At 65.6% G+C, this 20,190-nt stretch carries 19 protein-coding genes and 1 pseudogene; 4 read left to right on the forward strand and 16 right to left on the reverse strand.

Annotation, left to right across the window (positions count from 1 at the left end):
- Positions 1 to 19: 19 nt before the first annotated feature.
- Positions 20 to 1,036 carry a poly-gamma-glutamate hydrolase family protein gene (locus ACZYW1_RS15765; RefSeq protein WP_463787850.1) on the reverse strand — a complete coding sequence of 339 codons (1,017 nt, stop codon included), beginning with the start codon at positions 1,034 to 1,036 and terminating at the stop codon, positions 20 to 22.
- Positions 1,037 to 1,220: 184 nt separating this feature from the next.
- Here ACZYW1_RS15765 and ACZYW1_RS15770 point away from each other — a divergent pair, with 184 nt between their 5' ends.
- Positions 1,221 to 1,442 carry a hypothetical protein gene (locus ACZYW1_RS15770; RefSeq protein WP_463787115.1) on the forward strand — a complete coding sequence of 74 codons (222 nt, stop codon included), beginning with the start codon at positions 1,221 to 1,223 and terminating at the stop codon, positions 1,440 to 1,442.
- Here ACZYW1_RS15770 and ACZYW1_RS15775 read toward each other — a convergent pair.
- Genes ACZYW1_RS15775 through ACZYW1_RS15785 form a run of 3 tightly spaced genes read right to left on the reverse strand, consistent with a single transcriptional unit; the run spans position 1,426 to position 4,576 of the window.
- A complete protein-coding gene (locus tag ACZYW1_RS15775; RefSeq protein ID WP_463787116.1) occupies positions 1,426 to 2,658 on the reverse strand; it encodes an Nramp family divalent metal transporter in 1,233 nt (410 codons plus the stop codon). The genes ACZYW1_RS15770 and ACZYW1_RS15775 overlap by 17 nt on opposite strands.
- Positions 2,659 to 2,706: 48 nt before the next feature.
- Positions 2,707 to 3,783, reverse strand: a complete 1,077-nt coding sequence (locus ACZYW1_RS15780; protein ID WP_463787118.1) for an NAD(P)H-dependent amine dehydrogenase family protein — start codon at positions 3,781 to 3,783, stop codon at positions 2,707 to 2,709.
- A 1-nt stretch (position 3,784) separates the two neighbouring features.
- Positions 3,785 to 4,576, reverse strand: coding sequence for an SDR family oxidoreductase (locus ACZYW1_RS15785; RefSeq protein ID WP_463787119.1), 792 nt, complete (start codon positions 4,574 to 4,576; stop codon positions 3,785 to 3,787).
- Positions 4,577 to 4,716: 140 nt separating this feature from the next.
- Between ACZYW1_RS15785 and ACZYW1_RS15790 the strand changes: the two genes are divergently transcribed.
- Positions 4,717 to 6,150 (forward strand): HNH endonuclease signature motif containing protein, encoded by a 1,434-nt coding sequence (locus tag ACZYW1_RS15790; RefSeq protein ID WP_463787120.1) that lies wholly within the window; start codon positions 4,717 to 4,719, stop codon positions 6,148 to 6,150.
- Here the strand turns inward: ACZYW1_RS15790 and ACZYW1_RS15795 are convergent.
- From ACZYW1_RS15795 to ACZYW1_RS15830, 8 genes and pseudogenes are all read right to left on the reverse strand, one after another.
- Positions 6,147 to 6,482, reverse strand: a complete 336-nt coding sequence (locus ACZYW1_RS15795; protein ID WP_463787121.1) for a DUF732 domain-containing protein — start codon at positions 6,480 to 6,482, stop codon at positions 6,147 to 6,149. The two genes, ACZYW1_RS15790 and ACZYW1_RS15795, sit on opposite strands and share 4 nt — an antisense overlap.
- A 19-nt stretch (positions 6,483 to 6,501) precedes the next feature.
- Positions 6,502 to 6,842 (reverse strand): annotated as a pseudogene (locus tag ACZYW1_RS15800) (DUF6632 domain-containing protein).
- Positions 6,843 to 6,956: 114 nt separating this feature from the next.
- Positions 6,957 to 7,208 (reverse strand): hypothetical protein, encoded by a 252-nt coding sequence (locus tag ACZYW1_RS15805; RefSeq protein WP_463787122.1) that lies wholly within the window; start codon positions 7,206 to 7,208, stop codon positions 6,957 to 6,959.
- A gap of 143 nt (positions 7,209 to 7,351) precedes the next feature.
- On the reverse strand, positions 7,352 to 8,287 hold the full coding sequence (gene ku / locus ACZYW1_RS15810; RefSeq protein WP_463787123.1) for a non-homologous end joining protein Ku: 936 nt from the start codon (positions 8,285 to 8,287) through the stop codon (positions 7,352 to 7,354).
- 37 nt (positions 8,288 to 8,324) lie between these two features.
- On the reverse strand, positions 8,325 to 9,251 hold the full coding sequence (locus ACZYW1_RS15815; RefSeq protein ID WP_463787125.1) for a carbohydrate kinase family protein: 927 nt from the start codon (positions 9,249 to 9,251) through the stop codon (positions 8,325 to 8,327).
- Entirely contained in the window at positions 9,248 to 10,657 is a 1,410-nt protein-coding gene (locus ACZYW1_RS15820) for a mannitol dehydrogenase family protein (protein ID WP_463787126.1), read from the reverse strand. The genes ACZYW1_RS15815 and ACZYW1_RS15820 overlap by 4 nt, the downstream gene beginning before the upstream one ends.
- A 30-nt stretch (positions 10,658 to 10,687) precedes the next feature.
- On the reverse strand, positions 10,688 to 11,545 hold the full coding sequence (locus ACZYW1_RS15825; protein WP_463787127.1) for an HAD family hydrolase: 858 nt from the start codon (positions 11,543 to 11,545) through the stop codon (positions 10,688 to 10,690).
- Positions 11,542 to 13,071, reverse strand: coding sequence for a mannitol dehydrogenase family protein (locus ACZYW1_RS15830; protein WP_463787128.1), 1,530 nt, complete (start codon positions 13,069 to 13,071; stop codon positions 11,542 to 11,544). Before ACZYW1_RS15830 ends, ACZYW1_RS15825 begins: the two co-directional genes overlap by 4 nt.
- 133 nt (positions 13,072 to 13,204) lie before the next feature.
- Between ACZYW1_RS15830 and ACZYW1_RS15835 the strand changes: the two genes are divergently transcribed.
- On the forward strand, positions 13,205 to 15,457 hold the full coding sequence (locus ACZYW1_RS15835) for an ATP-dependent DNA ligase (protein ID WP_463787129.1): 2,253 nt from the start codon (positions 13,205 to 13,207) through the stop codon (positions 15,455 to 15,457).
- Positions 15,458 to 15,466: 9 nt separating this feature from the next.
- Here ACZYW1_RS15835 and ACZYW1_RS15840 read toward each other — a convergent pair whose 3' ends face one another.
- From ACZYW1_RS15840 to ACZYW1_RS15850, 3 genes are all read right to left on the reverse strand, one after another.
- Complete coding sequence (locus ACZYW1_RS15840; RefSeq protein ID WP_463787130.1) at positions 15,467 to 17,119, reverse strand: alpha-keto acid decarboxylase family protein; 1,653 nt, start codon at positions 17,117 to 17,119, stop codon at positions 15,467 to 15,469.
- Between the two features lie 150 nt (positions 17,120 to 17,269).
- Entirely contained in the window at positions 17,270 to 17,746 is a 477-nt protein-coding gene (gene rnhA, locus ACZYW1_RS15845; protein WP_463787132.1) for a ribonuclease HI, read from the reverse strand.
- Positions 17,743 to 18,381, reverse strand: coding sequence for a VOC family protein (locus ACZYW1_RS15850; protein WP_463787133.1), 639 nt, complete (start codon positions 18,379 to 18,381; stop codon positions 17,743 to 17,745). The genes rnhA and ACZYW1_RS15850 overlap by 4 nt, the downstream gene beginning before the upstream one ends.
- Before the next feature lie 111 nt (positions 18,382 to 18,492).
- On the opposite strand from ACZYW1_RS15850, the gene ACZYW1_RS15855 reads away from it, so the two are divergent.
- On the forward strand, positions 18,493 to 19,299 hold the full coding sequence (locus ACZYW1_RS15855; RefSeq protein ID WP_463787134.1) for an enoyl-CoA hydratase/isomerase family protein: 807 nt from the start codon (positions 18,493 to 18,495) through the stop codon (positions 19,297 to 19,299).
- 24 nt (positions 19,300 to 19,323) lie between these two features.
- Here the strand turns inward: ACZYW1_RS15855 and ACZYW1_RS15860 are convergent, their stop codons facing one another.
- Positions 19,324 to 20,190, reverse strand: a complete 867-nt coding sequence (locus ACZYW1_RS15860) for a TIGR03619 family F420-dependent LLM class oxidoreductase (RefSeq protein ID WP_463787135.1) — start codon at positions 20,188 to 20,190, stop codon at positions 19,324 to 19,326.

The raw sequence follows: 20,190 nt of genomic DNA on the forward strand, positions 1-20,190 counted from the left end.
GCCACCTCCGGTTGTGTCGTTAACTGGACTGAGATCTCCACGTACGCGCCGCTGACGTCAGGCCGCGCACCAGTGCGGCCGTCACCGGCGACAAGCCGTCGGCGCCAGGGACGGGGCTGCGTGGGCTGATTCCTCTGACCCGGGTAGGCAATTCCAATTGTGTTCCGCCGTAACGGGTTCGGTTCACCGGATTCTGCGGGTGCTGCCCACGGAGTTCGGTCGGAATCTTGTCGAGATCGGTGACGACGTGATACCCGGGCAACTCGAGATGCGCGGCGACGTGGGCTGCCAGTGCCCGGTTGCGTCCACCGGCCAACAGTTGCGTGGCGCGGCCGATTCGCCCGTAGCCGTGCAGCGACACCGTGACATCGACGTGGTCGAGGAACTCCGCCAAGCGCTCAGACTCCTCAGCCAGGAAGTGGGCTGACGCCAGGTGGTGCGGATACCGGTCGGGATGCCGGATCAGATACACCGACGCCCCGGCCGCGTCGGCGGCCCGTTCGGCGATCACGTCAGTCATCTCCTCCAAGCCGCCACCGTGAATGGCCAGGAAGCCGAACCGGGACCGCAGCCGGCTGACCTCGGCGATGCCCGGCTCGGCGAGTAACTCCAAAAGCGTCTGCGGCGCAGGCGTTGTGGGCTTCGACCGCGGCTTGGGCCAGCGCGACGGATCCCACCGTCGTAAGAAATCGATCCAGCTCTGCGGCAATCCGTGATGGAGCGCGCCGTCGATGATCCGCTCGAGATAACCGGGCCGCGGCGGACCCGGATTCACCCGGTGATCGACGTAGACCCAGGCGTCCGCCGGTCCGCCTTCGGTCTCGATCGTCATCTGATTGCGGCTGTAGTGCGCCGGCACGCTCTCGGCGCTGTCCAGGGCGGCCAGGTCGTCGTCGGAGACATCCCAGACCACGCCGTGCACCCGCGTTCCGTCGAACGGCTCGACCGTCGCCACGCCGCGCTGGTTGATCAGCCAGTCGTGGTCGGCGAGCACCGCCCGGCGCGGGCTGGCCGCATCAGGGCACCGTCGCGCCATCTGCTGCACGCACAGGTTGGACCCGTACGCGAAATAGGAATGACGGCGCCGCTGCGTCACGGGTCGATGTTAGCCGAGCGAAGTATCGACCTCGACGGCCCGCGTGTTCGAACGACGTCTGAGCAAATAGTTAATTCCACGAGTCGTGCCATGGAAGCGCGGTCCGAGGTGAAAAGATTGGTGAATGCGCGGGGCGGAAGACCAAGGCACACGGGACCGGGAGACCATCGAGCGCGAGTTGCGGCTACTGGCCAGCGTTCGTGATGCCTACCGCGAGCGGGGCAAGGAGATGCCGTCACTCGCCCAGATGGACGCGTTGCTCGACGAGCTCAACGCGCTCGAAGGCACCGGAAAACACCGGTGGGAGAACGAGAACTCCGACGCGCGGCCTAGCCTGTGGCGCTGACCGTCAGATAGATCAGCACCACATTGAGCACGCTGATCAGCGTGCCGATCACCCAACCAGCGACCGTGGTGAGTCGGTGATTGGTGTCAGCCCCCATCAGCGCGCGATCGCCGGTGAGTCGAACCAGCGGAAGTAACGCGAACGGAATTCCGAATGACAACACGACCTGCGACAGCACTAATGTGCGGGTGGGATTGAAACCCAGGGCCAGGATCAGCAGCGCCGGCGCCAGCGTCGCGAGCCGCCGCCACACCATCGGTATCGACCGGTGCAGCAGACCCTGCATGATCATCGCGCCGGCGTAGGCGCCGACCGATGCCGAGGCCAGCCCCGAAGCCAGCAGCCCGACCGCGAAGAGCGCGGCAACCAGCGGGCTGACTGTATCGTGCACCGCGGCGTAGGCCACCTCGATGGAGCTGATGTCACCGCGATTGCGCATGTTCAGCGCGGCCACCAGGAGCATCGCGGCGTTCACCCCGCCCGCGACCACCATCGCCAGCCCGACGTCCAGTCGGGTGATCCGCAGCAGGCGGCGTCGTTGCGGACCCGGATCGGGGTGGCCGTGCCGGTCGCGGGCCAACCCGGAGTGCAGATACACCGCGTGCGGCATCACCGTCGCTCCCAGAATGGCCGCGGCGAGCAGCACGCTTTCCTTGCCCAGGAATCGCGGCACCAGACCGCCGACGACCTCGCCGGGCGGCGGCGTCGCGACGAAGAAGCTGGCGGTGAAGCCGATCGCGATCACCAGCAGCAGCCCGGTGATCACCCGCTCGAAGATCTGCTGACCGCGCTGGTCCTGAACGCGCAGCAGCAGTAGCGAGACCACGCCGGTGACGACGCCGCCGAGCAACAACGGCAGCCCGAACAGAATGTGCAGCGCGATAGCGCCGCCGATCACCTCGGCCACATCGGTGGCCATCGCGACGACTTCGGCCTGCAGCCAGAACGCCAGCCGGGCCGGGCGACTCAGCTTCTCGCCGATCGCTTCGGGCAAGGTGCGCCCGGTGACCAGGCCCAGCTTTGCCGAAAGGTATTGCACGAGACCGGCCATCACGTTCGCCAGGACGATCACCCAGAGCAGCGCGAAGCCGAATTGGGCGCCGGCGCTGATGTTCGCGGCCACATTGCCCGGGTCGACGTAGGCAATGGCGGCGACGAAGGCAGGGCCGAGCAGATACCACCCGGTCTTCAGCCGGGCACGGGTGTCCTGAGGCACCTAGCTCTCTTTCGATCGTCGAATAAGAAAGTTAGGTTAGCCGAACTGTCAGGACACCGAGTACAGCCCACGACCGGTGATCAGCGGGAGGTCCAGCGTGGTCCGGATTCCGGCCGGTGCGGCGACGACGGCGGGAATCGCGTTGACCACCCGCATCGCGGTGGCAACCAGGCCGGCGTGGTTGTGGTCGCCGTTGGGGCTGCTCAGGCAGACATCGATGGCGTACGACGGTTCGCCGGTGATCTCGACCCGGTAGCAACCGCCGGGCTGGGCCGGCTGCGGCCAGTCCGGGCACAGGTCCTCGCGCAACCGGGTGACGTGTTCGAGGACGACGACGGGATGACCGTCCACCATGCCCTGCACCTCGAACCGCAGTGCGGCGGCAGTGCCTTTAGAAATGTGCCCGGATGCGATGTCGAAGTCCTCGGGCGCCGGGACCCGCTCCTGGCGTTCGGTGACCGAGTCGAGTTCGACGCCCAGGCCCGCCGCGAGTTGGCGCACGACCGAACCCCAGGCCAGACTCAGCACGCCCGGCTGCAGCAGCATCGGGATGTCGTCGAGCGGCTTACCGAAGCCCATCACGTCGAACATCACCGCTGCGCTGTCATAGGTGGCGTAATCGACGATCTCCATGCAGCGGATCTGCTGGACGCTCTGGCACGTTCCGGCCAGCGCGAGCGGAATCAGATCGTTGGCGAAACCGGGATCGATGCCATTGACGAACAGGCTCGAATTGCCTTCGCGTGCAGCGTCTTCGATCGGCTTGAGCATGTTGTCCGGCAGCACCTGCCAAGGGTATTGCAGGAACACGGCGCTGCTGCCGACCACGTTGACACCGGCGGCCAGAATGCGCCGGTAATCCTCGAGTGCGTCGGGCAACCGATTGTCCGCCAGGGCGGTGTAGACCGCGCACTGCGGGCTGGTGGCCAGCACCGCGTCGAGGTCGGTGGTGGCCTTGACTCCTGTCGATACATCAAGGCCGGCAAGCTCTCCGGCATCCTTGCCGGCCTTGGCGTCGGAGGAGACCCAAACCCCGGTGAGTTCGTAATCCGGGTTGGTGATCAGCGCTTTGAGAGCGTGGATGCCGACGTTGCCAGTGCCGATTGCGGCGACTCTTATTGTCATGTCACAGATCCGGGATCGGTAGGTCGAGGTTGGGGAAGGTGATGCCGCCGTCGACTTCGATCACCTTGCCGGTCAGGTAGGCACCGGCGGGTGAGGCCAGATACACCGCGGCGGCGGCGATTTCGTCAGGTTGACCCAGCCTCCTGAGTGGCGTGGCCTTTTCCATCGGCTCCCTCAGCTCGTCGTTGGAGGCGACGACGTCCAGGGCGGACGTGGCGATCGAGCCGGGCGCGATCGCGTTGACCCGGACTCGCGGGCACAGGTCGAGCGCGGCGAGCCGGGTGTAGTGGGCGAGCGCGGCCTTGGCGGTCCCGTAGGCCGCGAAGCCGCGGCCCGCGACGCGTCCCATGGTCGAGGTGATGTTGATGATGCTGCCCGCGCCGGAGTGCTCGAGCATCAGCGGCACGGCGGCGGTGGTCAATGCGTGGGCGGTGGCGACGTTGAAGGTGAACGCGCTCTTGAGGTCTTTCGTCGAGGTGGTCAGCAGCCCGTTGGGCATGGTTCCGCCGACGTTGTTGACGACGATGTCCAGCCGCCCGAAGGCCTCGACCGCTTGGGCCGCCAGTTCGGCGGTGACCTCCGGCTGGGCCAGGTCTGCGGTGACGATGTGGGCTCGCCGGCCCGCGGCACGGATCTTGTCGGCAACGGCCTCTAGTTCGGATTGAGTGCGCGATGCGATCAGCACGTCGGCGCCGACATCGGCGAATGCCAGGGCGATGGCAGCGCCGAGACCGCGTCCGCCGCCGGTGACGATGGCAACTTGGTCGTCGAGTCGGAATTTGTCCAGGATCACGGGCGCCACCGTAACAAGCCGCCGACGGTCGGGGAACCCCATTTCTGAAACATGTTCTAGTTTCTTCACCCGGCTTCGGTAGGGCGTCATCGGGGATCCTGTCGGAGGGTGGCGCTACATTCGAATGTATGTTCGATTCGATGGATCTGACGACGACCGGCGAGTCGGTCGCGCTGATCGAACAGGCCCGCACCGCGGCGCGGGTGGAGGCCCAAGCCACGGCGAAGCGACTCAATGTGATCGCGGATCTCATGCAGCTGCGTTACCGCCAGCACGGGGACCGCTCGCAGTGGGTAGCCGATCTCTGGGATGAAATATCGGCGGAACTGGCTGCGGCCCTTCGGATCAGCCGAGCTCTGGCGTCGAGTTTCATGCGCGACGCCGAGACGATGCGCGAACGCCTACCCAAGGTCGGCGAGTGCCTGGCGGCCGGCGAGATCAACTACTCGATGTTCACCGTGATCGCCTGTCGCACCGCGTTGATCATCGACGAGGCGGCACTGGCCGCGGTCGACGAGCAGGTGGCACTGCGGGCGCCGCGCTGGCCGTCGCTGACCCGCGGCAAGATGGCGATGCGGGTGGACGCCATTGTGTCGCAGGTCGATCGGGACGCGATACGGCGGGCCGACAAAGAGATCAAGGACCGCTATCTGAATGTCTCGCGGTCGATGTCGGGTATCGCCGAGGTGTACGGAAACGTATTCGCCAGCACCGCGCAAGCCCTGGATCGCCGGCTGGACGAGCTGGCGGGCACAGTGTGCGAGGCTGATCCGCGAACCAAAGCGCAGCGGCGGGCGGACGCCCTGGCCGCCTTGGTGGCGGGTGCCGACCGGATGATGTGCACGTGCGGCGATTCTGGCTGCACCGCCATGCGGGGCCGACTGCGCAACCGCAATGTGGTCATCCACATCGTGGCCGAGCAGGCCAGCGCCGACGGCACCGGCAGCGCGCCCGGCTACATGGCCGGCGTCGACGAGTTGATTCCGCCGCAGGTGATTGCCGAGCTGGCGAAGTCGGCGACACTGCGGCCGTTGGCATTTCCGGCCGCGGTTGAGCCGGGTTACTCGCCGTCGGCGAAATTGGCCGACTTCGTCCGCTGCCGCGATCTGACCTGTCGCGCACCGGGTTGCGATCGGCCCGCAACGCGCTGCGACATCGACCACACGATTCCCTACGCCGACGGCGGCCGGACGCATCCGTCCAATTTGAAGTGCCTATGCCGGAAACATCATCTGCTCAAGACCTTTTGGGGCTGGCGCGATCAGCAACTCAGCGATGGCACGGTGATCTGGCGGCTGCCGGCGGGGCAGACCTATGTGACGAGCCCCGGGAGTGCGATCCTGTTCCCGGCGCTGACGGCACCGACCGGGGACGTGTCCGACGCCAAGCGGACGCGCGAGACGCCGTGCGGCGATCGTGCGGCGATGATGCCGACTCGTCGGCGTACCCGGGCCCAGCATCGGTCACAGCGAATTACCGCTGAGCGCAACCGCAATCGCGACGACCGGCTGGCGCGGCAACGCACCGTGCCGAATGCCGGCGGGTTATCCGGGGACGACCCGCCGCCGTTCTAGGCTGTGGCGTTGGAGCGCGACTTGTACTGCGGGCAGTAGGCCGACACGGCGACCCCGATGAAGAAGCTGGATTGGCTGACGTTGAGATCGGTGTCACCGACCAACTTCATGGCCAGCGCGCTTGCGTTGTAGTGCTTGTCCAACCCGTCGCACACCATGTGAGCCTCGGCGAGCATCGCATCGCGGTTGTCGTCGTTGATCACGATGTTGCGCTTGGCGAGGGCCACCACCACCGCGTCATCGGTGGCATCGGCTGACGCCGGCGACGCGCACGCCAGGGTGACGGCCACCGCGGACAACAGCGTCGCCCACCTGGTACATCGAACTTTCATGTGCTGACGTTAATCCAGATCACACCACTTCGCGCGGCGAATCGACCGCAGGTGACGCGATGCCCGACGCGCGTAGCAGGACCGCCAGCACCACCGCGGCCAGCAGCAGCGCCGGGACATCACCCCACAAGTCCCCATGTGGTGTTGTCCCTTGACCGACTCGACGGCCATCACCAGAGCGTGCACCACACTCGACCACACGGTGAACCAGATCAGGCTGACATGGGCCTCAGGCCGCCTAGCCGCGTTGAACAGGAACAGTCCCAGCGTCACGTACAGCCCGACGATCATCATGAAGTAATCGGAGTGGTGCGCCGGACCGTGATGCCATGCCCATCCCGATGGCCACACCACTGCCAGTGGTTAGACGAGCAACATCACCGTGCCGAAGAAGACGAGTGCGACCTGGAGCAGCCGGTAGCTGGTCGATTGCGTCACGGGATCTCCAAACGTACTGTGCTTCAGCTGGTTTCGTTAACCCCAGCTTCCGGGGGTGCCCTGCGGCACCTGCTGGCCCAGCCAGTTGCAGGGCATCATCGTCCGCCAAGCGGTGAAGGCGCACTGCTGTTCAGGGGTCAGCGGACTGCCACCGGCGCACTGAGGTGTGTCCCGAGTGCCGCAGATCGGGGGATCGGCGTGGCCGGGCGGAGCCGCTCCGATCACGCCGTACATCACAGCGGCTGCCACGATCGCGAGCCCCGCTATTGCCTTCCGTAGATGACCCATGTCGAGCTACTTCCCGAACGCGGCCCGGATCTGGCCGCACTGGACCGGACGATACCTCCGGCTCGCGCGGGCACGCTGTGGAAACAGCAAAATTCTCGTCTACCGAAAGCCGGACACAGCCGATCGTGCGTCGGTAATGCGTTCTAGCGCTTGGCGGCCGACTTCTTGGCGGGAGCCTTTTTCGCCGCCGACTTTTTCGCAGCGGTTTTGGCCGGGGCCTTCTTGGCGGGCGCTTTCTTGGCAGCGGTCTTTGCGGCCGGAGCCTTCTTGGCCGGTGCCTTGTCGCCGCCGGAGCGTGCTTTCACGCTGGCCTCGAGTTTGGCCAGCAGGTCGGAGACGTCTTCGGTCTCGTCGAGCTCCTTCGGCTGCTCCTCGGTGGTAAAGGCCTCGCCACCTTCGAGTTTGGCCTGCACCAACTCGTGCAGGTGTGCCTGGTAGTCGTCGTGGTAGCGGTCGGGATTGAACTCGTCAGCCATCGATTCGACCACCTGGCCCGCCATTTTGAGCTCGGCAGGCTTGACCTCGACCTTCTTGTCCAGCACCGGAAAATCGGGGTCTCGGATCTCGTCGGGCCACAGCAGCGTGTGGATGACCATGATCTCCCGCTTGCCGAAGTCCTTGACCCGCAACGCCGCAAGCCGTGTCTTGTTGCGCAGTGCGAAGTGGACGATGGCCACCCGGTCGGTATCGGCCAGCGTCTTGGCCAGCAGCACATAGGATTTCGTCGATTTGCCGTCGGGCTCGAGAAAATAGCTCCGGTCGTACATCATCGGGTCGAGCTCACTGGCCGGGACGAATTCCAGCACCTCGATCTCGCGGCTGCGCTCTTCGGGCAGCGTCGCGATGTCGTCGTCGGTGATGATCACCATCTGACCGTCGTCGGATTCGTAGGCCCGCGCGATGTCGCGGTACTCGACGACTTCACCGTCGACTTCGCACACTCGCTTGTACCGGATGCGGCCGTTGTCCTTGGCATGCACCTGGTGGAACTTGACGTCGTGGTCCTGGGTCGCGCTGTAAACCTTGACTGGGACGTTGACCAGCCCGAAAGAGATGGAGCCCTTCCAGATCGAACGCATGCTGCCAGTATGCCCACAGGAGGGGGCGGATACGCGTCTATCGCTGCTGCGCCGCGGCGGTCAACGCCTCACGGTCCGGCAGATCGGCGCCGGCGCGGCCAACGGTCACCGCCGCCACGGCACTCCCGGCCTCCAGCGCGGCGGTCAGGGCCTCGAGGTCGAGTGCGGCGAGTTCGGCCCTCCGCTCGGCGCCCAGCAGTCCCTGCGCCCACAGGGCGTCGAGCAGTCCGACCATGAACGAATCACCGGCGCCCACGGTGTCGACGACCCGAGACGACCGGGCCGGAACCCGCACCGCGCCGGCCGCGCACACGGCCTCGGCGCCCTGATCGGCCATGGTCACCGCGACGATCGCCGGACCGAGCGCCTGCCAGGTCCGGGCGACGTCCTCCGGCTCCCGATCAGGGTGCAGCCAGCGCAAGTCCTCGTCGCTGACCTTGACGATGTCGCTGCGTTCGACGAGATGCTCGATGCGGGTGCGGGCCAGTTCCCGGTCGGCGATCAATGACGGCCGCACGTTGGGATCGAAGCTGACGGTGGCCGACACCCGGTAGGCGTCGACCAACGCGGCGACCGCCAAACAGCCCGGATCGTGCACCGCGGCAATGGATCCGGTGTGCACGAACAGCGGCGGTGGGACCGGCGGCGTACCGGACAGTTGCCAGTCCAGGTCGAATTCATAGCTGGCGGAGCCGTCTTGGGCGACCGTGGCGCGTGCCGTGGTCGTTCGCGCCGCACTGTCGCTGCCCGAAACAAGTTGCGCCCCGGACGCTTTGACGTATTCGGTAATCCGGCGACCGTAGGCGTCGTCGCCGATGTGGGTGAGGAAGTCGACGTCGCGGCCCAGCCGGGCGAGTCCGACCGCGACGTTGAGCGGACTCCCGCCGACATGCTCGCCGATCACCTGGTGACCGTCCTGGACGATGTCGATGAGTGCTTCGCCGATCACCAGCCCACGGCTCATTGCACCAACGCCTCCAACGTCGCACGCGCCCCCTTGCTGTGCAGCGAATCCAGCGCCCACCGGTAGGACTCGACAAAGCGGTGCTGGTGCGCCAGGTCGGCGAACACCGCCGTGACCTCGATGAACGCGTTGGGATTCTCGTGCTGCGACCGGGCGATCGGGATCAGCGAATCGGCCAACTGGTCGAGCACCTCGTAGGGCTCACCCCACTCGTCGACACCCTCCGCGTAACGCGCCCAGCTGGCGACCGCCGCGGACGCCATTGCCACCGGCCCGTCGTTGGCAAGGTTGTCGCTGATGACGGGGAACAGCCACTTCGGGATGCGGTCCGACGAGTAGGCGCAGATCCGGGCGACAGTGTCGCGCACCGCCGGGTTGGCGAATCGTTCGATCAGCGTCTGACCGAACTGGTGCAGGTCGATGCCGGGCACCGGCGGCAGCGTCGGGATGGCCTCGGTCTCGAAGTAGGTCTGCAGGTATTTGGCGAACACCGGATCCTGCGCCGCGTCGTGGACGAACTCGAAGCCGCACAGGTGGGCGAAGTAGCACAGGCACTGGTGGCCTGCGTTCAGCATCCGCAGCTTCATCAACTCGTATGGCCGGACGTCGTCGACCACCAGCACGCCCGCCTTCTCCAGCGGCGGCCGGCCCTGGGCGAAGTCGTCCTCGATCACCCAGGCGCTGAACGGCTCGGCCACTACCGGCCACCGGTCGTCGACGGCGAAATCGCGGCGCACTTCCGCCGCCATCTCCAACGTCGTTGCGGGAGTGATGCGGTCGACCATCGAGCTGGGGAACCGGGCATGTTCGCCGATCCACTCGGCCAACTCGGGATCGACCCGCTCGGCGCTGGCCAGCACGGTGCGCTTGGCGACCTCGCCGTTGTTTTCGATGTTGTCGCACGAGACGATCGTCGGCGCCGGGATGCCCTTGCTGCGGCGCCGGGCGAGCGCCTCGGTGATCAACGCGAACGCCGGTCCGTCCGGATCCAGATAGCCACCCTCGGTGATGGTCAGCGAAATGATCCGAGTCGACTCCGCCGCCAGCACCTCCAACGCGGACTCCGGGTCGTCCGGGGCGTAGCGGTAGTCGATGATCGAGCCGATCACCTGGGCGCTGCGGGTCCCGTCCGGGTGCTCCAAGATCAGCGTGTAGAGCCCATCCTGATCGTTGAGCACGTCGCGCATGGTCCAATCGGCCGGCATCACACCAACGCCGCAGATGCCCCAGTCGTGAGCCAGCCCCTGCTGTAGCAGCAGGTTGATGTAGGCGGCTTGGTGAGCGCGGTGAAAGTGGCCGGCACCGATGTGCGCGATTCCGACGGTGACATCGGAGCGATCGTATTTCGGTGCATCAATCGGCAAATCCGGCAGTGCCGAATTGTTCAGGGCTATTGCGTCAGGCACGACTGCAGAACTCCTTCCGGGTCGCGATGCCTAGGTGAGCGCGGGACCTCCGGTCGATACGGCCGCCAGAATGAGGGCGTCGGCCAGCGCCCGCCACGAGTCGGTGACGGCAACCGCACCGGCATCGATCAAATCCGCGATGCGGCTCTGTCTTTCGTCGGCGGGCACAAACATCACGTTACCGACGGCGTAGTACCCGGCGGCAACAGCCGAGGTCACACCGGGTACCGAGTCTTCGACGGCCAACCCGTGCGGGCCTTCGACGCCCAGCACGCGGCCGGCCTCGAGGTACACCGCGGGATCGGGCTTGCTGATCGGCACTTCGAGCGAGTCTTCGGCACTGAAGCGCACCGCCTCGGGAACGAGCTGATCGAGGCCCGCAGCGGTGAACGATGCCTTCAATCTGCCCAGTGCGCTGGAGCTAACGGCGGCCAACGCAAAGCGCGGTGCCAGATCTTGTAGTGGCACAAGCACATTAGGGTCCGGCTGCAGCGTGACGGCCAGATGGGCGGTCACCTGTTCACGCTCACGGCGCACCCATTGTTCCAGCTCGTCAGCGGTCAACGCGTGACCATCGGCCAACTCGCGGTCGGACGCCACCCGCGCGTCCGGGCGGCTCTGGGCCAGGGCCTTCTCGAACGGAACTCCGCTCAGCACAGCCAGATCCGTTGCTGTACTCCGAAAGTTCTTGCCGACGGCCTTCTTCCGGAGTTCGTCACCGCTCAGCGGCGAGTCGACGCCGAACCGGGCCAGAAACTGGGTGGTCACCTCGGCTGAGGCGTCGAACGCGGGTGACTCGGAAGGGAACAGGTTGTCATCGGCGTCCAGCAGTAGCGTCGTGATCGACGCCGGGTCGAACGGGCGGACGAATTCCAGCGGCTGACTCATTGCAGCACCAGCTCCCGTTCGTTGTTGCCGAGCGCCTCGCGCAGTGTCGTGATCACCCCGCGCTGGTCGATGTCAGTGATCATCGCGCGCAGACGGTCGGTGAATCCAGGGACCGTCCGAAGTTCGGCGAAGATCTCGTGGCGCAGCACCGGCTCGGGATTGTTGCCGTCCATCGTCGCCAGCTTGGTCAGCAACTCCTTCTCGGGGTCGTCGACGCGCAGCGCGCAGCCCTTCAGGTCATAACCCCGCAGGTAACGGATCCAGCCGGCCAGCGCGAGCATCAGCAACGTGTGCGGACGGCCCTGGTCGATGGCCTCCTGCAACGACGGCAGCAGGAACGACGCGATCTTCTCCGATCCCCGGCGGGCCAGTCGGGTCAACTGGTCGCTCATCTGCGGATTGCTGAGGCGGGACAGCAACGAATCCCGGTACTCCGGCGTGTTCATCCCGGGCACCGCCGGCAGCAGCGGCTGGATCTCGTCGCGCAGCAGCTGCTCGACGAAGTCACGGATGGCCTCGTTGCCCATCGCCTCGTCCGTACGCCGGTATCCGGCCAGCATGGCCAAGGTCGACATCGCGATGTGAGTTCCGTTGAGCAGACGGGTTTTCACCAGCTTGTGGTCGCTGACGTTGGAGACGAACTGGGCGCCGACCTCGTCCAGCGGCGGGCGTCCGTCGCAGAAGTTGTCTTCGATGACCCACTGCGAGTACGGCTCGGTGAGCACCGGCCACTTGTCGGCGATCCCGAACCTCTGCCGGACGAATTCGACCTCGTCCTCCGAAGTCTGCGGGGTGATGCGGTCGACCATCGTCGACGGAAACGCCACATGCGCGTCGATCCAACGGGCCAGCCCCGGATCCTTCAGCGCGGCGAACGAGACGAGCGCGGTACGCGCGGCGGCGGTGTTGTCCGGAATGTTGTCGCAGCACATCACCGTGAACGGCGTGGTTCCGGCGCGACGACGCATCTCCAGCGCCTCGGCCAGGTATCCCCACGCGGTGACGTAGCTGCCGTTACTGAACAGGTCGGCCCGGACGTCGGGATGGCTGGCGTCGAACTCGCGGGTGACCGGATCGAGGAAGTAGCCGTTACCGGTGATGGTGAGGCTGACGACACGGGTGTGCGGATCGGCCAGGGCGGCCCGCACCGCCGTGCCGTCGTTGGGCGCGTAGTGGACGGAGCCGATCGAGCCGATCACCCGGGCGGTCTCGCCCTCATGGCCGCGCTCCACGACGGTGTAGAGCCCGTCCTGAGCCGACAGCACGTCTTTGACATCGCGGGACCGCAGGCTGATTCCGGTGACACCCCACTGGTTCGATACGCCGGAACTGGCCAGGTCGTCGAAGTAGACGGCCTGGTGAGCACGGTGGAAGTTGCCGGCGCCGATGTGGACGACGCCCCGTTGCAGGCTGGCTCGGTCGTAGTTCGGCACGTCGACGCGTTGGGCCCGCATCGGGATGGTGTCGAGAGTGTCGTTATTGAGCGGAACTCCGGCGCTTGGCCGCCAAGGAATTACTTTGCGCATGCCCCTCCGTGCCCTTTCACAGCTCGTGCTTAAACGTTTCAGTGGTTTATGTCACGACGTCTTTACACAGCGATCCGGTGGACGCGGGCATAAGAGGTGGTGAGGCGGGTTTTCGGCGGCGTAGCTTGAGACCATGGCGCAGCGGGTGCGGTTGACCAACGCCGACAAGGTCTTGTATCCGGCAACCGGCACCACGAAGTCCGAGATCTTCGATTACTACACCGGTATCGCGGAAGTGATGATTCCGCACATCGCCGGACGCGCTGCGACCCGCAAGCGATGGCCTAACGGCGTTAACCAATCTTCGTTTTTTGAAAAGCAATTGGCGTCCTCGGCTCCCGAGTGGCTGCCGCGCGGCAGCATCGCCCACAAATCGGGAACCACCACCTATCCGATCATCGACAGTGTCGACGGTCTGGCGTGGATCGCACAGCAGGCGGCACTGGAAGTCCATGTGCCGCAATGGCGTTTCGAGGCCGAGTGGACGCGCAAAGGTGAACAGCTCAGTCCCGGACCGGCCACCCGCCTGGTGTTCGATCTCGACCCGGGTGAGGGTGTGACGATGGCGCAGCTGGCCAAGGTGGCCCGCGCGGTACGTGACCTGATCGCCGACATCGGACTGACGACGTTCCCACTGACCAGCGGCAGCAAAGGCCTGCACCTCTATAGCCCGCTGGACACACCGGTGAGCAGCAGGGGGGCGTCTACTCTGGCGAAACGCGTTGCGCAGCAATTGGAAACGTCGATGCCCAAGCTGGTCACCTCGACCATGACCAAGAGCGTGCGAGCGGGCAAGGTGTTCGTGGACTGGAGCCAGAACAACGGCTCCAAAACGACCATAGCGCCGTATTCGCTGCGCGGCCGCGAGCAGCCGACCGTCGCCGCGCCGCGCACGTGGGACGAACTCGACGACACGAAGCTGCGTCAGTTGCGCTTCGACGAAGTGCTCGAGCGAGTTCGACGCGACGGCGACCTGCTCGCGGGGTTGGATGCCGACACGAGTTCCCCGGACCGGCTGACGAAGTACCGCAGCATGCGTGACGCCACCAAGACACCGGAGCCGGTGCCCAAAGCCAAACCTGCTGTCGGACAGGGCAATACTTTCGTCATTCAGGAGCATCACGCCCGCCGGCTGCACTACGACTTTCGCCTCGAGCGCGACGGCGTGCTGGTCTCCTGGGCGGTGCCGAAGAATCTGCCGGAGACCACCGCGGTCAACCATCTCGCTGTTCACACCGAAGACCACCCACTCGAATACGGAACTTTCGAGGGGACGATCCCGAAAGGGGAGTACGGCGGCGGCAAGGTGGTGATCTGGGATTCCGGCACCTACGACACCGAGAAGTTCAACGAAGACGAAGTCATCGTCACCCTGCACGGGCAACGTATTTCGGGCCGTTACGCGCTGATCCAGACCGGCGGCAGCCAATGGTTGGCGCACCGGATGAAGGATCAGCACGTCTTCGATTTCGACGAGCTGGCGCCGATGCTGGCCACCCACGGTTCGGTGGAGAAGCTCACCGCAACCCAATGGGCGTTCGAGGCCAAATGGGACGGCTACCGCTTGCTGGTCGATGCCGACCACGGCGTGGTGCGACTGCGATCGCGCAGCGGGCGTGATCTCACCGGCGAATTCCCCCAACTCCGTTCGCTGGCCGCCGATCTCGGCGACCACCACGCCGTGCTCGACGGTGAGGTCGTCGCGCTCGACGCGACCGGTGTGCCGAGTTTCTCCGAAATGCAGAACCGGGCGCGGGCCACCCGCGTCGAGTTCCGGGCCTTCGACCTGTTGTACCTCGACGGCCGGTCGCTGTTGCGGGCAAAGTACCGGGATCGGCGAAAGCTGTTGGAAACGCTGGCTTCTGCTGGCGGGCTGAACGTGCCAGATCTGCTGTCCGGTGACGGGGCCGAGGCGCTGGAGTATTCGCGCAAGCAGCGCTGGGAGGGCGTGATCGCCAAGAAGCGCGACAGCACCTATCAGCCGGGCCGCCGCTCGGCGTCTTGGATCAAGGACAAGTATTGGAGCACGCAGGAAGTCGTGATCGGCGGCTGGCGCGCGGGCGAGGGCGGGCGCAGCAGCGGCATCGGTTCGCTGTTGATCGGCATTCCCGGGGCTGATGGGCTGCAGTTCGCCGGACGGGTCGGCACCGGCTTCACCGAGCGCGACCTGGACAATCTCAAGAAGCAACTCAAGCCGCTGCACACCGATGAGTCACCTTTCAGCGCACGGCTTTCGACGCAGGATGCCAAAGGCGTGACCTTTGTGCGACCGACATTGGTGGGGGAGGTCCGCTACAGCGAGTGGACGTCGGACGGCCGGCTGCGTCAACCGAGTTGGCGCGGACTGCGGCCCGACAAGGAACCCGGTCAGGTGGTGCGTGAGTAGGCCGACGCGTCAGCTGCTGTACAGCGTCTTGATGCTGTCGTGCAGCTTCTTCGGCAGTGTCGGAGCCTCGTACTTGGCGGTGATGATCTCGATGTAGCAGCCGCGCTCGCCTCTGCCGGCGATCTCGAGCGCCTCGTCGAGTTCCCCCAGGGTGGTGACCCGCGGGGTGTACCAGTCGTTGCAGCCCAACGCATGTGGCAACTCCGAGTAGTTCCACTGTGCCAGGTCGTTGTACTCGATGTCGGGATCCTTGCAGAGCAGCCGCTCGATGAGATAGCCGTTGTTGTTCAGCACGAAGATGACCGGTTTGAGGCCATGCCTGCCGAACTGGCTGATCTCCTGTGCCGTCAATTGGTGCGAACCCTCGCCGGTGACCAAAACCAGGCGGCGGTCCTTGGCGGCGAGAGCGGCGCCGAAGGCTGCGGGGGTCGCCCACCCGATCGCACCCCACAGGGTGTGGTTGTGGAACCGTGCACCCCGGGGAAGTTTGCTGAACGCCAAACCCATTGAGCTGGTCCCGGTTTCGGCTATGAGTATGTCGTCCTCGCGGAGGAACTGGGCCCATCGCGGGTACAGGGTTTCGGCGGTGATCGGGTCGGACTCCGCGCCCGTCACCGGAACCAGAGACGACACTTCGATGGCGGGAAGTTCCCGGCTCGCGAATTTGCGCCCGGCCAATTCACTGAGCAGTTCGCCCATCTCGACGTTCGGGTAGACCTTTCCCCCGACCTGGGTCGAGTGCACGCCGACGTCGATGGTGCGTGCGGGGTCCAGGTTCGACGTGAACGCACCGGAGTTGAAGTCAGTCATCAGCGTCCCGATGGTCAGGACGACCTCAGCGTTCTCCACGTACTCGCGGACTGCCTCGTCCAGCAGCTTGCCGTCGTACATGCCGATGTAGTTCGGGTGGGTCTCGTCGAGCACGGACTTGTCGGAGAACATCGTGGCGAACGGCAGGCCGGCGGCTTCGATCAGCTCGGCCGCCGCATCGCGCAGGCCGAGTCGATCGATGACCAGTCCGGGGAGCACCGCGACCGTACCCGCTGCGTCCAGCGCCGAAGCGACCGCGTCGGCTGCTGCGGCGAGCGACTCGGGGTTGCTTTTCGGCAAGGTCTGCGCCGATACCGCCGTCAAGATGGGCTGATCGACGACATCAGAGGGGAACGCCAGATAGACCGGGCGCCGGTGGTAGAGCGCCTCGGCGATCAGGCGTTCGGTCTCGTAGACGGCATTGGCAGGCGTGATGATGGCACTGGCCGCCACGACGGTATCGGCCATCGACTTGAACAGGTCGAACGCGCCATTGCCCAGGGTGTGGTGCACCAGCGACCGGTTGGCCTGGGCGGACAGGCTGGGCATGCCGGTGAGGTGGAAGACCGGCAGGTTCTCGGCGTAGGAGCCGGCTACTGCGCTGATCGCCGAAAGCTCACCCACGCCATAGGTGGTGTTGACAGCGCCGACACCGCGAACCCGGGCGTATCCGTCGGCCGAGTAGGCGGCGTTCAGCTCGTTGCAGGAACCTATCCAGCTGATCGTCGGGTGATTGCAGATCGCATCGTTGAGCGGGAACGCGTAGTCACCGGGTACGCCGAAGATCTCCGTCACGCCGATCTCGTTCAATCGGCCCAGCACGTACTCGATGACGGTGGGACTTTCGGACATCAGTGTCCTTCCATCTGGCGACAACCGTTCAAGCGCAGGCTATCAATGCCGTCGAAGGAATTGGGCGGGTTACGACCATGCCGCGCACCACGTTCGGCGCGCGCGAGCAAAAACCGCCTGCTTCGATGACTGCGCGGATCCCGGTATCAGCTAACCGCGGGCGAGCGGCGCCGGACAGCCGGCTTCCAACAGCCCGCGGGTGGCCAACTGGTCGGCCAACTCGTTGTCGGCGATTCCGGAGTGTCCCTTCACCCAGAACCACTCGACCCGGTGTCGCGCGCAGGCTATCTGGAGCCGCTTCCACAGATCGACGTTCTTGACCGGCTGCTTGGCGGCGGTCATCCACCCGTTGCGTTCCCAGCCGAGCACCCACTTGGTGATGCCGTTGCGGACGTAGGTGCTGTCGGTGTGCAGGTGCACCGCCACCGGCCGGGTGAGCGCCTCCAGAGCCATGATCGGAGCGGTCAATTCCATTCGGTTGTTGCTGGTTTCGCCTGGCTCGCCACCGAACATCTCGCGGACATGGCTACCGTGACGGAGCACCGCACCCCAGCCGCCGGGGCCTGGGTTCGGTCGGCACCCACCGTCGGTGTGGATGACGACGATTCCCTGGCTTGCCGCAGTCATGCGCCGAGAATAGGTGCTGAGATCATCGCCGAGCGCACCGACATACCGAGCTCTCTGTGACGCAATGTGGTGATTCGCCGTCCGGGCTGTACGGCGTTCTTGACCGGTGCCGTGCGCTCGCCGAAGAAGGCGGCGGTGGCGTCGATGTCGGCGACTTCGTAGGTGATCCCCCACAGCGTCGACGGTCCCGCGTCCGTGACGCCCGGTGAGCCGACGACCTCGATGATGACGTCGCCGAACCGCACGAAGATCTGGCGGATCGGTGCCCCGCCGAGCTGGGCGTCACGCTCCCGGCGCGGCTCGACGCCGATCGCGGCCAACGCGTCGACCGTCCGGCCCAGGTCGGGCGAGAACACCACGATGTGGTCGATGTCGGTGACGCCATTGGGGTGCAGTGCCGGCATCGAGACGGCCGCATCGGACCGTGCTGTGGGAATGCCGTCGAGGTCGACGATCGAGCTGCCCGGCAGCCCGCGCAACGACCACCCGACGATGCCGGTGCCACGAACGTTTCCGGTCAGCCGGATGTCGACGCCGCCGACCCGACAGACGTCGTCGGAGTCCACGCTGAACCCGGCTCGCGCCCAGGCGTCGGGCCGGTCGGCGACCTCGATTTCGGCGACGGTGACGGTCATAGCCGACCACGGTATCGCGCTGCGGCGGCTGACATTCCGTCTACGACCTGGCCCGACCGCGAATCAGCCCAAAGTCTCAGTGTCACTCGCGCCTTCCCCTACGGTTGCCTCATGGCCGCTGTGACGTTGGAGACGCTGGAAGACAACATCGCCGGAGTGACGTTGAACCGGCCGGATCGGCTCAACGCGATCGACGGTTCACTGATCAATGAGATGGACCAGGCGCTCAACGCGCTGAGCAGCGGTGAGTTCCGGGCCGCGGTCCTGACCGGCGCGGGTCGCGGCTTCTGCGCGGGAGCCGACCTGAGCGGCACCGGAGAAGCCTGGACCAACAACGCGCCGAACACTCCGGCGTACAAGGTGAACTACGACGCCCAGGTCCGGCTGGCCGACCTGTACACCCGGCTCTACGAGTTGCCGATACCGGTGATCGCCGCGGTCAACGGTGTCGCCGTCGGCGGCGGGCTGGCGTTCGCGCTGCACTCCGACATCCGGATCGCTTCGGAGAACGCCCGATTCGGATCGGTGTTCATCAAGGCAGGCTTCTCGTCGATGGACATGGGTACCAGCTATCTGCTGCCGAAGATCGTCGGAGCCGGTGTGGCGCGAGAGCTGATGCTGACCGGCCGGATCATCGACGCCGACGAGGCATACCGGATCAAGCTGGTGCACGAGGTGGTGCCGGCCGACGAGTTGATGATGGTTGCGCTGGCCAAGGCCCGCTCGATCGTCGACAACAACGCGTTCGGGGTGTGGCAGACCAAGATCGGGCTCAACACCGCGCTGGACGCACCGAGCCTGCGGCATGCGATCGAGATCGAGAACCGCACCCAGATCCTGACTGGTTTCACCAACAACCCGACCGAAGCCGCCAGGGCCCACATGGAGAAGCGACCGCCGGTGTGGGATCCGATGTAGCCGTTGAACTTTAGTGGTCGACCGCTAGGCTCTGGCGATCACATTCTCGGCGAACATCTCCAAGTTGCGAATCTTGGTGTCCAGCGGTTCGGTGTCGGGTCCCTTGATGTAGGGGATGCGGAAGCCGACGATCACATCGGTGACGCCTTTGTCCTCGAGGCGTTTCACGCCGTCGAGAGTGAAGCCGTCCACCGAGATCACGTGGATCTCGAACGGTCCGGTCCTGCCTTCTTCTTCGCGAAGTTGGTTGAGCCGCTTGAGAAGCCGGTCCAGCTCGTCGGGGTCCCCGCCGCCGTGCATCCAGCCGTCGGCACGGGCGGCCCGTCGCAGCGCGGCATCGGCGTGGCCGCCGATCAGGATAGGGATCGGGTGCGTCGGGGCCGGAGTCATCTTCGTCTTGGGGATGTCGTAGAACTCGCCATGGAACTCGAAATAGTCGCCGGTGGTCAGACCCCGGATGATCTCGATACATTCATCGATTCGCTTGCCGCGCTTGGCAAACGGAACTCCCATCAACTCGTAGTCCTCGGGCCACGGGCTGGTGCCCACGCCCAGTCCGAGGCGGTTGCCGATCAGCGCGGTCAGTGAGCCGGCCTGTTTGGCCACCAGGGCAGGCGGGCGGATCGGAAGTTTGAGGACGAAGAAGTTGAATCGCAGCGTCGACGTCACCGCACCCAGCGCAGCGGTCAGCACGAAGGTTTCGATGAAGGCCTTGCCGTCGAGAAATTCCCGATCGCCGTCCGGGGTGTAGGGATACTTCGAATCAGACTCAAATGGGTACGCGACGCTGTCCGGGATGGTCATGCTGGCATAGCCGGCCGCCTCCGCGGCTTTGGCCAGCGGGATGTAGTAAGCCGGATCTGTCATGGCCTCCGCGTAGCTGAATCGCAC

Source organism: Mycobacterium sp. IDUB_36 (assembly GCF_055419225.1).